The 13,411-nt window shown below is 32.9% G+C and carries 12 protein-coding genes and 3 pseudogenes; 7 read left to right on the plus strand and 8 right to left on the minus strand.

Annotation, left to right across the window (positions count from 1 at the left end):
* The first annotated feature begins 212 nt into the window (after positions 1–212).
* Positions 213–440, plus strand: coding sequence for a DUF6440 family protein (locus tag CD147_RS00620; protein ID WP_103165528.1), 228 nt, complete (start codon positions 213–215; stop codon positions 438–440).
* A 72-nt stretch (positions 441–512) separates the two neighbouring features.
* Here CD147_RS00620 and phnE (CD147_RS00625) read toward each other — a convergent pair.
* The 8 genes and pseudogenes from phnE (CD147_RS00625) to CD147_RS00660 form a co-directional block, all read right to left on the minus strand.
* Positions 513–1,340, minus strand: a pseudogene (phnE, locus tag CD147_RS00625) (phosphonate ABC transporter, permease protein PhnE).
* Complete coding sequence (gene phnE, locus CD147_RS00630) at positions 1,337–2,137, minus strand: phosphonate ABC transporter, permease protein PhnE (protein WP_103165529.1); 801 nt, start codon at positions 2,135–2,137, stop codon at positions 1,337–1,339. Before phnE (CD147_RS00630) ends, phnE (CD147_RS00625) begins: the two are co-directional and overlap by 4 nt.
* A gap of 1 nt (position 2,138) precedes the next feature.
* Positions 2,139–2,912 carry a phosphonate ABC transporter ATP-binding protein gene (gene phnC / locus CD147_RS00635; protein WP_103165530.1) on the minus strand — a complete coding sequence of 258 codons (774 nt, stop codon included), beginning with the start codon at positions 2,910–2,912 and terminating at the stop codon, positions 2,139–2,141.
* Between the two features lie 212 nt (positions 2,913–3,124).
* Positions 3,125–4,078 (minus strand): phosphate/phosphite/phosphonate ABC transporter substrate-binding protein, encoded by a 954-nt coding sequence (locus tag CD147_RS00640; protein ID WP_103165531.1) that lies wholly within the window; start codon positions 4,076–4,078, stop codon positions 3,125–3,127.
* A gap of 273 nt (positions 4,079–4,351) precedes the next feature.
* Entirely contained in the window at positions 4,352–5,179 is an 828-nt protein-coding gene (gene phnE / locus CD147_RS00645; protein WP_103165532.1) for a phosphonate ABC transporter, permease protein PhnE, read from the minus strand.
* Positions 5,176–5,978: pseudogene (gene phnE / locus CD147_RS00650) on the minus strand (phosphonate ABC transporter, permease protein PhnE). Before phnE (CD147_RS00650) ends, phnE (CD147_RS00645) begins: the two are co-directional and overlap by 4 nt.
* A 1-nt stretch (position 5,979) precedes the next feature.
* Positions 5,980–6,753, minus strand: a complete 774-nt coding sequence (phnC, locus tag CD147_RS00655) for a phosphonate ABC transporter ATP-binding protein (RefSeq protein WP_103165533.1) — start codon at positions 6,751–6,753, stop codon at positions 5,980–5,982.
* A 161-nt stretch (positions 6,754–6,914) separates the two neighbouring features.
* A pseudogene (locus CD147_RS00660) lies at positions 6,915–7,864 on the minus strand (phosphate/phosphite/phosphonate ABC transporter substrate-binding protein).
* A gap of 388 nt (positions 7,865–8,252) precedes the next feature.
* Between CD147_RS00660 and CD147_RS00665 the strand changes: the two are divergent.
* The 6 genes from CD147_RS00665 (at position 8,253) to CD147_RS00690 (ending at position 13,352) form a co-directional block, all read left to right on the plus strand.
* Complete coding sequence (locus tag CD147_RS00665; protein WP_103165534.1) at positions 8,253–9,791, plus strand: bifunctional metallophosphatase/5'-nucleotidase; 1,539 nt, start codon at positions 8,253–8,255, stop codon at positions 9,789–9,791.
* A 188-nt stretch (positions 9,792–9,979) separates the two neighbouring features.
* Positions 9,980–10,183 (plus strand): helix-turn-helix transcriptional regulator, encoded by a 204-nt coding sequence (locus tag CD147_RS00670; RefSeq protein WP_103165535.1) that lies wholly within the window; start codon positions 9,980–9,982, stop codon positions 10,181–10,183.
* The gene (locus CD147_RS00675) at positions 10,180–10,893 is read left to right on the plus strand and encodes a DUF3169 family protein (RefSeq protein ID WP_103165536.1); all 714 of its coding nucleotides are present in this window, start codon (positions 10,180–10,182) and stop codon (positions 10,891–10,893) included. Before CD147_RS00670 ends, CD147_RS00675 begins: the two co-directional genes overlap by 4 nt.
* An 83-nt stretch (positions 10,894–10,976) precedes the next feature.
* A complete protein-coding gene (locus tag CD147_RS00680; RefSeq protein ID WP_103165537.1) occupies positions 10,977–11,822 on the plus strand; it encodes an ABC transporter ATP-binding protein in 846 nt (281 codons plus the stop codon).
* Positions 11,822–12,457: an ABC-2 transporter permease gene (locus CD147_RS00685; RefSeq protein ID WP_103165538.1), complete on the plus strand. Its 636-nt coding sequence runs from the start codon at positions 11,822–11,824 to the stop codon at positions 12,455–12,457. Before CD147_RS00680 ends, CD147_RS00685 begins: the two co-directional genes overlap by 1 nt.
* Positions 12,458–12,566: 109 nt before the next feature.
* Positions 12,567–13,352 carry an arylamine N-acetyltransferase family protein gene (locus tag CD147_RS00690; protein WP_103165539.1) on the plus strand — a complete coding sequence of 262 codons (786 nt, stop codon included), beginning with the start codon at positions 12,567–12,569 and terminating at the stop codon, positions 13,350–13,352.
* Positions 13,353–13,411: the final 59 nt, after the last annotated feature.

A 13,411-nucleotide genomic window follows, 5' to 3' on the forward strand; every position in this document is an offset into this window, starting at 1 on the left:
GATATAATTCACACATATAATTCTATATCCAAAAAACTTAAATGCAATATATTTTCGTAATAAAATTAATATTGTAAGACAATTTAATTTTTAATAAAAAAGCAATATTTAAAATTCGATTTTATGGTTAACGATTATTTTCCGGAAAATACAGACTCCAATAAGTTTACTTTCAAGGATTTGATGATATATATCTAGTAAGGAGGGTGCTTATGTTTGGCAATAAAGAAAAAGAATATAACAGATTTTTAGTTGAAAAAGTTGGAGGAAATGGTTCTACAAGATGCTATATTTTAACGGATAAAAAGACAGGTATTCAATACTTATCAACTTGGATAAGTACAGGTGGTGGAATCACACCGTTATTAGATGAAAATGGCAATATTACCAAAGTAGATGTAAGTAACTTAGATGAAGAGGGAAGTAAGATTATAATATAAACAAGAGGCAAGGCATCAATAGTTTATACTCTAAAAGCTAATTAATGTGTCTTACCTCTCGTCCTAAAAATATTAAACAATGCGTTTACGTAGCGCGCCCAAAATTAAGTCTACGATAGCAACCATAATAACTAAGCCAATTAAAATAATACCTACACGGTCCCAAGAACGTGTTTGTAGCGCAAAGATTAATGGTGTACCAATTCCCCCGGCGCCAATCAGACCTAAAATAGAAGCTGAACGAAGATTTAATTCAAAACGATATAAAATAAGCGATAAAAATGATGGTAGTATTTGGGGAATAACCGCAAACACTAGTGTTTTTGTCTTATTGGCTCCACTTGCTTTTAATGATTCTACTGCAGTGAAATCTAGACTTTCAATATCCTCAACAAATAATTTACCTAACATACCAACTGAATGAATTCCTAAAGCTAACACTCCTGAAAACGAGCCTGGCCCTACTGCTTTAATAAAGATGAGCGCCATGATTATTTCTGGAAAAACACGAATTACACTTAACATAAACTTTGTTATCCCGCTAATTGAACGTACTTTAATCAAATTAGGCGCCCCTAAAAATGCGAACGGTATACATATAATAGCAGCAATAAATGTACCAATGACTGCGATAGCAAACGTTTCTAGTAAGCCACGTAATAAATCCTCGCCTTCTGGAATGTATACATAACCCCAATCAGGATGAAATAACCCGTAGAAAATTGAGTTTAAAATTTCTAAAGATTTAGATTTTAAATGTAATAAAGGCATGCCTGAAAATCCCCAAGCAATAACAATGATAACAACAAGTGTAATAGCCTAATTTTTAATTATTTTTCTTTTATTACTTTTTACTTTTAAAAGGTATTTACGTTCTAAATTTTGCAGATCTTGTGTCATATCAATCGTTCCCTCACTTTCGAACTCACATAGTCAATTACGACTACAATAACAAGCGTGAATAAAATAATCATTGCCGTTTTAGAATATAGGAATAGTCCTAACGTTGAATCATAGAAGAGACCAATACCACCTGCTCCTACTAATCCTAATACTGCAGATGCACGAATATTAATTTCGAAAGAGAATAATACATAAGATAAGAATATTGAAACGGTTTGTGGAATAACACCAAACATAATCCATTTTATTTTATTTGCGCCTACTGCTGTCATAGCTTCCATAGGTCCTGGATCGATTGTTTCAAGTGATTCATAGAATAATTTAGCTATGATTGATATTGATAAAACAAATAATGCTAATACCCCTGGTACTTGTCCGATTCCAAATATTGCTACAAATATTGATGCTAATAATAAATCAGGAATAGTTCGTAGTATATTTAATAAAAAACGTGCTGGAATTGTAATCCATTTCGTTTTAATAATATTACTCGCACAAATTAATGAAATGGGAATCGAAGCAATCGCACCTAGAGACGTTCCTACAATAGCCGCTCGAATCGTGTCTAACATTGGTTGTAAAATTATATGTATATAAGACCAATCCGGCGGCACCATTTGTACAAAGAAATTACCAATCTGCGGAAGCCCAACCATTAAGTCACTAATGCTAAATCCAGTATATAAAAAGCTCCATACTACTAGTACCATAACTAGTAGCACAGTAAAGCTCGTTTTAAGTGACAACTTCTTATTTAAATATTGATCATATTTGCTTGTTGTAGGTATTGCCATATTAATCCACCCCTAGTTTTTCATCAGCTTTAAGCTCACGACCATAAATATCATTAAACACTTCTTCTGTCGCTTCACTTGCTGGTCCATCATAAACTAACTCACCGTCGCGTAAGCCTATAATCCGAGTTCCATATTCAAGTGCTAAATCGACAAAGTGTAAATTAATTAAAATTGTAATGCCTAACTCTTCGTTAATTCGTTTTAAGTCATCCATAACTTGCTTTGTTGTTAAAGGGTCTAATGATGCCACAGGCTCGTCGGCTAGAATAATTGAAGGTTCTTGGGCTAAAGCGCGTGCAATAGAAATACGTTGTTGTTGTCCTCCTGATAATTCATCTGAACGTTGATTACACTTATCTAATATATTTACTCGATCTAATGCATGCATTGCTTTGATTTTATCTTCTTTTGGAAAAAGTCCTAACACCATTTTCCAAGTTGGGTGATAGCCGACGCGTCCACTTAATACATTGCGTAGAACTGAAGAGCGTTTTACTAAATTAAAATGTTGAGAAATCATACCGATGTTACGGCGCATAAGTAATAAATCCTTACCTGACGCTTTTGCGATGGATTTACCTTCGATAATAATATCGCCAGATGTAACATCATGTAATCTATTCACTGATCTTAATAAGGTAGACTTACCAGCACCAGACAGTCCAACGATGACTGCAAAGTCTCCTTTTTCAATATTTAAATTTATATTTTTTAATCCTACGTGCCCATTGGGATAAATCTTATTGACCTCTTTAAACTCAATTTGACTCATTATTAACACCCTTCTTTTACACAAAGAAAGAGGTCTGGACATTCAATTGAAAGATGGGTCCAAACACTTACTTTGAAATGCCGTTAACCGGTTTCAAACATTTATGTATTTCATGCCCTAAACTCTCAATATTTATATGTCCTAGCCTCTTTCTATATCGCTTATTTAATTGTGCTTGAAACAGCTTTTATTTAAGTAATAAACAAGTCACTTTATTTCATATCTTGAACTTGTTTTTCATATTTTCTAACTATATCAAAATCAGAATCTTGTGCTTCTACATAACTTTCATGACCATATATTTCACTAATAATGTCGTGACCTTCTTTTGTTTTAGCTAAATTTTTAAATGCTTGTTTTAATTTCTCTTGGAAATCTTTATTCATATCTGAACGTACTGAAATCGTATCATTTGGGATTGGTTCAGTTATTTTAAGGATTTTAGTATCTTTAAATACATTAGGTTCATCTTTCTTCACTAAATTACGTGCATCTTGATAAACTGCTGTTGCGTCAACGTCTCCATTTAACAATGAAATAACTGCTTGGTCATGACCTTTAACGTTGATAACTTTCATATCTTTAGTTAAATCAATATTCGCTTCTTCTTTAAGTGTTGCTGCTGGGAAAGTATAACCTGATGTTGAAGTTACTTCTTGTAATGCAATTTTTTTATTTTTTAAATCTTTTAAGCTATTAATACCTGAATCTTTTTTCACTAAAATTTCTGACTTATAATTCTTCACAAGCTCTTTAGACTCAGATCCATCTAAATTAACCCCATAACGTTGAGCTATAAGTAATAAATCTGCTATTTTTTGATCGTGTGCTAATGTGTAAGCTGTTGGAGGTAAGAAACCAACATCTACTTGTTTAGATTTCATCACTTCCACAATAGTATTGTAGTTTGTTGATACTGATACTTTAACTGGAATATTTAACTCTTTAGATAATATTTTTTCAAGTGGCTTAGCTTTTGCTTCTAATGTGCCGGCGTTCTGAGATGGTACGAATTGAACTTTTAATTCTTTAGGCGTATAGCCATCTTTGCCTGAACCACTGTCAGAACTATTATCTTTGCTACTTAAAGAACTATTATTTCCACAAGCTGTCGCAAAAATAAGGGTTGCCATAGCCATTACTAAAAGATAAGTGATTTTTTTCATTGCATAATGCCCCGGTTCAATATGAAAAGTCTTCTATGGTGTCAAATCACTCGACAATATAAGAGTATCACAATATAGACATAAATAGTATTTAATAATCAATGAATTTTATATTTATTTTATACAGTATTAACGCTATCTTGTTAAAATAGTTAAGGGAGAAGTTTACAGAAATGAAGGGAAAAAGCTAGAGAAAACCCCAATATTAGAATTTAATTGTCTAATATTGGGGGATATATATTATTAATTTTCTTAAAAATTATGTTCAAAAGCTTAAATGATACGTTTCCGAATAGCGCCTGAAATCAAATCTACAATAGCTACCATTACTACTAAACCAATTAGAATAACACCGACGCGATCCCAAGAACGTGTTTGTATTGCAAAGATTAACGGAGTCCCTATACCGCCAGCACCAATTAATCCTAGAATAGACGCCGAACGCAAGTTTAATTCAAAACGATATAAAACGAGTGACAAAAATGAAGGAAGAATTTGCGGGATAACCGCAAACACTAACGTCTTGGTTTTGTTTGCGCCACTTGCCTTTAATGATTCTACTGATGTGAAATCTAAACTTTCGATGTCCTCAACAAACAATTTGCCAAGCATCCCTATTGAATGAATCCCTAAGGCTAACGCTCCCGAGAATGAACCAGGCCCTACTGCTTTAATAAAAATAAGAGCCATTACTATTTCAGGAAATACACGAATCACACTTAGAAAAAATTTAGTAACTCCACTTACTGGATGTAATTTAACAAGATTACGAGCACCTAAAAATGCAAACGGAATACACATCATTGCGGCAATAAACGTACCAATAATCGCAATAGCAAACGTTTCGAATAGTCCTCTTAATAAATCCTCACCTGCCGGGATATATACATAATTCCAATCAGGATGGAACAGACCATTGAAAATTGATTTTAAGATTTCAATAGATTTAGACTTTAATTCTAAAGCTGGCATTCCAGCGAATCCCCAAGCAATAATAGCTAATACAATTAGTACAATTATCCAATTTTTTATTACTTCTTGCTTTTGCTTTTTAGTTTTTAAAAGATACTTCTCTTCCAAATGTTTTTCTTCTTGTATCATACGAGATGTTCCCTCACTTTCGAACTGATATAGTCAATGATGACCACAATTACTAGTGTGAACAAAATAATCATCGCCGTTTTAGGATACTGAAATAAACCTAATGTTGAATCATAAAACAAACCAATACCCCCGGCTCCTACAAGTCCTAACACTGCAGAGGCACGAATATTAATTTCGAAAGCAAATATAGAACATACGATAGAAATATTGAAACTGTTTGTGGTACTACACCAAACATAATCCATTTTATTTTATTCGCTCCTACAGCAGTCATAGCTTCCATAGGTCCTTCATCAATAGTTTCTAATGATTCATAAAACAATTTAGCTATAACACTTATTGTTAAAATAAATAAAGCTAAGACCCCAGGAATTTGACCAATTCCAAATATCGCTACAAAAACTGATGCTAATAATAAATCTGGAATAGTACGTACTATATTTAAAATAAATCGTGCTGGTATAGTAATCCACCTTGCTTTAATAATATTATTTGCGCAAATTAGTGATATAGGAATAGAAACAATCGCCCCTAAAAATGTCCCTACAATAGCCATTCGGATTGTGTCTAACATCGGTTTTAAAACTGTATGTATATAAGACCAATCAGGCGGTACCATTTGAGCGAAAAAATTTCCAATTTGAGGAAGGCCAATCAATAAATCTCCAAAACTAAAACCAGTATATAGAAAACTCCAAATTACTAATACAACAACAATAAGCACTGAGAAACTCGTCTTTAGTGACATTTTTTTATTTAAGTATTGATTGTATTTATTAGTAGTGGGTGTACTCATTTTACTCCACCCCTAGCTTTTCATCGGCTTTAAGCTTGCGACCATAAATCTCATCAAACACCTCTTCTGTTGCTTCATGTGCCGGCCCGTCATATACTACCTCACCTGCACGTAGTCCAATAATTCGAGACCCATACTCAAGTGCTAAATCTACAAAATGTAGGTTGATTAAGATTGTTATACCTAATTCCTCGTTGATTCTTTTTAAATCATCCATAACTTGTTTGGTCGTTAAAGGATCGAGCGAAGCAACAGGTTCATCTGCTAAAATGATTGAGGCCTCTTGAGCTAAAGCGCGAGCAATAGAAACACGTTGTTGTTGTCCTCCTGACAACTCATCTGAACGTTGGTTACATTTATCCAAGATATTCACTCTATCCAAGGCATCCATCGCTTTTAATTTATCTTCTTTTGGAAATAGACCTAACACCATTTTCCAAGTTGAATGATAACCTACGCGACCACTTAAAACATTGCGTAAAACTGAAGAACGTTTTACTAAATTAAAATGTTGAAAAATCATTCCAATATTTCGACGCATTAATAATAATTCTTTATTTGAGGCTTTTGTAATCGATTTACCTTCTATAAATATTTCACCTGAAGTAACGTCATGTAATCGGTTCACTGCTCTTAAAAGAGTAGACTTACCAGCACCTGATAATCCTACTATAACCGCGAAGTCACCCTTTTCAATATTTAAATTAATATTTTTTAATCCTACATGACCATTAGGATAGACCTTACTGACTTCCTTAAACTCAATTTGACTCATTTCTAACACCTTTCTTTTATAAAGAGAAAGAGGTCGGGACACTAATAGTGTATAAAATAAGATAAATATCTCATCATATCACTCTATTTATATGTCCTAGCCTCTTTCTAGATTACTTGTTCAATCTGTGTTGTTTCATTTAAATAATAAGGATAAGTGCTTTATTTCATATCTTGAACTTCTTTTTCATATTTTCTTACAATATCAAAATCTGAATCTTTAGCATCTGTATATCCCTCATGAGAGTAAACTTCGCTAATAATTTTGTGTCCTTCTTTTGTTTTAGAAATATCTTTAAAAGCTTTTTTCAATTTGTCTTGGAAATCTTTATTCATATCTGGACGAATTGAAATCGTATCGTTAGGAATAGGTTCTGTTAATTTAAGAATTTTAGTATCTTTAAATACATTTGGTTGATCTTTTTTCACAATATTACGTGCATCTTGGAAGACTGCTGCATCAACATCTCCATTTAATAATGAAATAATCGCTTGGTCATGCCCTTTTACGTTTACAATATTCATGTCTTTAGTTGCATCAATACCTGCATCTTTTTAAGTGTTGCAATTGGGAAAGTGTAACCTGCTGTCGAAGTAACATCTTGTAATGCGATTTTTTTATTTTTTAAATCTTTCAAACTATCAATTCCTGAATCTTTTTTCACTAGAATCTCTGATTTATAATCTTTTACTAATTTTTCTGAGCTAGAACCATCATCTTTAACTCCATAACGTTGTGCTTGTAACAGTAAATCAGCTGCTTTTTGATCGTGCGCTAATGTATAGGCTGTTGGTGGTAAGAAACCAACATCTACCTTTTTAGATTTCATTGCTTCAACAATCGTATTATAGTTAGTTGATACTGATACTTTAACTGGAATACCTAATTTCTTAGACAACAATTTTTCCAGTGGTTTTGCTTTTGCTTCTAATGTGTCTGCGTTTTGAGAAGGTACAAATTGTACTGTTAATTTCTTAGGAGTGTAGCCATCTTTACCTGAATCACTATTAGAACTACCCTCTTTACTCTCCAAAGAACTGTTACTTCCACAAGCTGCTGCAAAAATAATAACGGCCAATGCCATTATTAAAAGATAGGTGATTTTTTTCATTGCGTAATGCCCCCGTTCAATATGTATAGAATCTCGAATCCATAAAATTATCCGATAATTTAAGAATAGCACAACATTAAAATTAATAACATTTAATAATAGTTAATATTATATAAATAACATTTAAAATATTAAGATACTGTAAAAAATTAGTTAAATATTATCCCGTTTATCTTTTGTCCCCTTTTATTTACACTATAATTTTTCTATACCTTAATATATATTAGGAGATATTTTAGACACTCATACTCATTAAAAAGAAAATAAAGTATTAGTCACTGGTATTATTTAGTAGTTTATAATTAAGTAGACTTTAAAGATGAAGAATAAAACGTCTTTTCATAAGCCCAACTATCTTTATACCTCTACTTTCGAAAGGATGATGATTATGACACAACTCTCTTTTTATATTGTTAGCGATGTACATGGGTACATATTCCCAACCAACTTTTCACAACGCAATCAAGCACTACCTATGGGGTTACTCAAAGCAAATCAGTTGATTGAAGAAGAACGTGCACGTGATGATTATAGTTTAAAAATTGATAATGGCGATTTCTTACAAGGCTCCCCATTATGTAATTACTTAGTCTCTGAATTAGGTTCTAGTAAGCCATTAACTGACATCTATAATCGCCTTAACTTTGATTTTGGCACTATCGGTAATCATGAATTTAATTACGGTTTCCCTTATCTTAAAGACACATTGAGTCACCTTAACCATCCAATGTTATGCGCTAACATTTTAGATAGTCAAAACAGACCTTTTACGGGTGACGGAGTATATTATTTTGAAAAAGGTGGACTAACTATCGGCGTAATTGGCTTAACGACACAATATATTCCAAACTGGGAAAATCCAGCGAATATTAAAGACTTAACGTTCAAAAGTGCTATAGATACACTTAAACAATTATTGCCTGTAGTACGTGAAAAATCTGATATTGTCGTTGTTTCTTATCATGGGGGTTTTGAAAGAGATCTTGAAAGTAATGAACCTACAGAGGATCTAACAGGAGAAAATGAAGCTTCTGCTATTTTAAATCAATTCCATAAAGATATAGATGTTCTTATTACCGGTCATCAACATCGTGAAATTGCATCGATTAAACATGATGTTGCTGTTATCCAACCAGGCACACGTGGTACTCAAGTTGGCAAAGTCACGCTAACTCTTAATCATCGCCAAATTATTAAAAAAGAAGCTAAGCTCTTACCAGTTCCTTCAGATATAGACCTTATTCTTTCAGACCAGGATGCTTCATTATTAAATAGTTTAGAAGATTGGCTAGATACTAACATCACTACACTATCTGAACCGATGTTAATTAATGATAAATTTGAAGCTCGGCTACAACCTCATCCTTTTCTCAATTTACTGAACTACATTTTATTAGAGAAAAGTGGTGCAGATATAGCTAGTACCGCATTATTCGATTCAGCAACAGGTTTTAATCAACAAGTTACTATGCGGGAAATTATTAATAATTATCCTTTCCCTAATACATTCCAAGTATTAAAACTTTCAGGAGCTCAAATAAAAGAAGCAATAGAACAATCAGCAAGCTATTTTACCTTAGACAACAATAACCGCATCACTGTAAATGAAGATTATTTATATCCTAAACCACAACATTATAACTATGATATTTATGGTGGCGTTACCTATACCATTCACGTAGGACAACCCATTGGTCAACGTGTTACTAATATTAAAGTTGGCAAAAATCCTCTAAATCCTGAGGAAGTCTACACTATTTGCGTGAATAATTATCGTGCTGTAGGCGGTGGTAATTATAAAATGTTTGCGAATGCACCTGTAATTAAAGATATTCAAGAAGAAGGCGCACAAATTTTAATAGATTTTATGACTAAACACGATGTGTCTACTCTTCCTCAAGTCGTTGATTTTGAAGTAGTAGTTTAAACACCCATCTTTGTACCACTGATTTAAATCCTGCTATCATCGCTTTTATAAGCCTCTCGGATGTCTAACTTCAGACAACCCGGAGGCTCCTTTTATATCGATTAATGCAATTAATTTATGTCATTTTGACTAATATAGTTGTCAAAATGACTAGGATAGTATATCGTTTAAGTAAGGAGTTGATCAACTTGCGAAATCGCCTAAAAGAATTACGTGCACGTGATGGTTATAACCAAACACAACTTGCAAAAAAAGCTGGCATTTCACGTCAAACTGTTTCTTTAATTGAACGTAACGATTTCATGCCTTCTATTTTAACTGCAGTCAAAATCGCACGAATATTTAATGAACACGTTGAAAATGTATTTATATTTGAGGAGGAAGATCTATGAAAGTACGAAGATACTTACTATTACTTATCATCGGAGGACTTATCGGAGGCGTTATAGGTGGAGGAATGGATAGTATTAGTTCACTTATAGCGAACGCTAGTTTCTCTCATACTCAAAAAATGATTATTTTTATAATTTCTTCTCTTTTAATCATAGGTTTAACGCTTTATTTATGGAAAGTTCAAAATGATGCGCTTAAATTTAAACGCCATTCTCTTCAATCAATTGAAGACGATGATGCAGACACGTATGAAAGAAAAGCCAACTTAAAGTATAATCAAGCAAAAATAATTATTTATCTACAGATGACAATTAGTTTTTTATGTGTATTATTAATTGTCTTAGGAAAAGGTTCCGACCACGATATTCTATATATAGTAATTCCACTTCTATTAACGAGTGTTCCTTCAATTATGGATGGCTTTTTCAATCGTCGTTTGGATACACGTTTCCCTAAAATAGGAGAAAAAAATTATACCGAAAAAACACTAAACTTACTTGATGATGGGGAACGTCATATCGCCTTACTTGGCATGTATAAAAATTATCAAATAAACCTAGTGTTATTAATGGTTGGAATTATGTTTGTTGGCATTTATGCAATGGGAACCGGTTCAAATCAAACGTTAGGCATTTTATTCTTAACAATTGCATTTATTTATAATAGTTTCGGATATTTATTAAAAGTACGTGAATTTTACAAATCATAGTTAATTATTAATAAAAATATATTATGATAAAAGTAACAATGTAATATTTTATTATTTTTCAAAAACAGAAAGAGAGGATTACTATGAAACACCTATTGCAAGTGCAACATCTTAACAAGTCTTACGAGAAATCTCAGTTTCAATTGCATGACATCTCTTTTACACTACATCCTGGTGAAGTCATCGGTTTAATCGGTAAGAACGGCTCAGGTAAGTCATCACTAATTAACACCTTAGTCGGTAACCGTTTTAAAGATTCTGGAGACATATCATTTTTTGATCAATTAGTTTCTGATAAAGACCACGCCTATAAAGAATACATCGGTGTCGTCTTTGATGATTTACGTGTCCCTAATAAATTAACAATTAAAGACATGGATAAAGTATTTATGAACATTTATAAAACTTGGGATAGCGACAAATTCTTCAGTCTCATTAAAGATTTTGAGCTCCCTATCGATAATCAAATTACAACGTTCTCACGAGGTATGCGTATGAAAGCAGCTCTTGCTATTGCTTTATCGCATGAGAGTAGATTACTGATTCTAGATGAAGCAACTGCAGGAATGGATGTTTCTGGTCGTGAAGAAGTTATAGAGAATTTAGAAGATTATATTTCTGAAGGTAACGGTATCTTAATTTCATCTCATATTTCTGAAGATATTGAACAATTAGCTAATAAACTAATATTTATGCGTGATGGCGCAATTGTGCTTGAAGAAGATAAACATTCACTTCTCAATCATTATGGTATCGTTGAAATTCCTGAAAATGATGCAACTAACCTTCCTAATGAAATCATAGTCGCAACAAGAGTACGTAATGGGCAACGCCAAATTCTTGTGAATAATCGTACTCAAACACCAGATGCACGTCCACTCGACAATATTGATGATGCAACAAAACTACTTATGAGAGGTGAGAAATAATGAAAGGCTTATTACTAAGTAGCTTTTATGCTTCAAAAAAATCGCTTATCACGTATTTAATTGTTGGGATAATCGCAAGTATTATCTTTGGCTTTGTTAGCCCAATGATGTCATGTTTCATGCCAATGGTTATGTTAATTTCACCGATAACAGATAATATTAAACGAGAGAAAGATTCTAAGTGGATGTATTATGTTTCAACTTTACCTACCCACAGAAGCACATATGTTAAAGCTTACTTTGCTTTTTATGGGTTACTAGTTTCAATAGGTTTAATCATCGGAGTAGTTGTTTGTTTAGCGGTAACTCAAAATCCTATGATGACCCTATTATCAGCATGTATAGGTATCGGAATGGTCGGCACTTACGCTTTAATCTTTCCTTTCACATTTAAATTTGGTCCTGAAAATTCAAATGTTATTATGATTACTACTTCAATCATTGCTATCGTTTTATTCTTTTTAATGTGGTTTTTCGTAATAACACCTATTCTTGTCCAATCTGGTTCATTTGAAAAAATGACCACAAACCCAATTGTTTTATTCGCGGTTATTGGATATGCAGTCCTTGGCTTAATCATTTTTACAGTCTCATACTTTGCATCACTTTCTATCTTTAAAAAACAAGAATTATAAGACTTACTATAAAGACCTAGAAGAACAATGAACGTTTCTTCTAGGTCTTTTTTTATGTTATTCAGGGTAATATATTACTAAAAGCACATTATAAAGGAGTTGTGATTACATGAATATTCAAGCAATCGAACAATATTTAGATATTGATGCTTCTATATTTAACGAACCTACTCTTGAGGCACTCAATTATTACATTAAACAGTATATGTTGACGGTGCCTTTTGAAAATATAAATGTCCAAAATGGCGTACCTATCTCGGTAGATATCGATGATTTATACGATAAGATTATTAACCAACGCCGTGGTGGTTTTTGCTATGAAATGAACCATTTCTTTGGGACTTACCTCGAAGCAAAAGGATTCACTGTTTATCGCATGTCAGCTACAGTGCATCAACCAGGAGGTACTTTTAGCCCAGATGGTTCTCATATGTCACTTGTTGTCCCACTTGAAGGCGTCAATTATGTAGCCGATGTAGGTTTTGGGGACTTACCATTACAAGCCCTACCCATCACTAATTTAGACCCAACTCAGCCGATCACTGACATTACTGGTGAATTCCGCGCTATTTCTGAAAATGAAGCAACCTATAAAGTACAAAAATTAGAAAATGACGAATGGGTTACACGTTATCAAGCCTATAATACACCTAAACAAATTAGTGATTTTTCGGAAATGATTGAATATAATTCTTCAAATCCAGAGTCTATCTTTGTACAACAATTAATTGTGACAAAACCACAAACTTATGGGCGTGCTACGATGTCATTTAATCATTTAACATTAAGTAAACCAAACAACAAAGAAAAAACTGAAGTGACATCCAACAACTATCGTAAAATCCTAAAAGACTATTTCAATCTTGATGTTAAAATCAAACCATTTGAGAAGTAAGTACCTTCGTAGCAACATGGATAAAACTAAACCTCTGAGGGTAATATAGTTATTAAGAG

This window comes from Staphylococcus devriesei (assembly GCF_002902625.1).
Taxonomy (GTDB): domain Bacteria; phylum Bacillota; class Bacilli; order Staphylococcales; family Staphylococcaceae; genus Staphylococcus; species Staphylococcus devriesei.

Excerpts from the sequence above, each read along its gene's own strand:
- CD147_RS00620 (WP_103165528.1), top strand. The coding sequence starts at position 213 with ATGTTTGGCAATAAAGAAAAAGAATATAACAGATTTTTAGTTGAAAAA.
- phnE (WP_103165529.1), bottom strand. The coding sequence starts at position 2,137 with ATGGCAATACCTACAACAAGCAAATATGATCAATATTTAAATAAGAAG.
- phnC (WP_103165530.1), bottom strand. The coding sequence starts at position 2,912 with ATGAGTCAAATTGAGTTTAAAGAGGTCAATAAGATTTATCCCAATGGG.
- CD147_RS00640 (WP_103165531.1), bottom strand. The coding sequence starts at position 4,078 with ATGAAAAAAATCACTTATCTTTTAGTAATGGCTATGGCAACCCTTATT.
- phnE (WP_103165532.1), bottom strand. The coding sequence starts at position 5,179 with ATGATACAAGAAGAAAAACATTTGGAAGAGAAGTATCTTTTAAAAACT.
- phnC (WP_103165533.1), bottom strand. The coding sequence starts at position 6,753 with ATGAGTCAAATTGAGTTTAAGGAAGTCAGTAAGGTCTATCCTAATGGT.
- CD147_RS00665 (WP_103165534.1), top strand. The coding sequence starts at position 8,253 with ATGACACAACTCTCTTTTTATATTGTTAGCGATGTACATGGGTACATA.
- CD147_RS00675 (WP_103165536.1), top strand. The coding sequence starts at position 10,180 with ATGAAAGTACGAAGATACTTACTATTACTTATCATCGGAGGACTTATC.
- CD147_RS00680 (WP_103165537.1), top strand. The coding sequence starts at position 10,977 with ATGAAACACCTATTGCAAGTGCAACATCTTAACAAGTCTTACGAGAAA.
- CD147_RS00685 (WP_103165538.1), top strand. The coding sequence starts at position 11,822 with ATGAAAGGCTTATTACTAAGTAGCTTTTATGCTTCAAAAAAATCGCTT.
- CD147_RS00690 (WP_103165539.1), top strand. The coding sequence starts at position 12,567 with ATGAATATTCAAGCAATCGAACAATATTTAGATATTGATGCTTCTATA.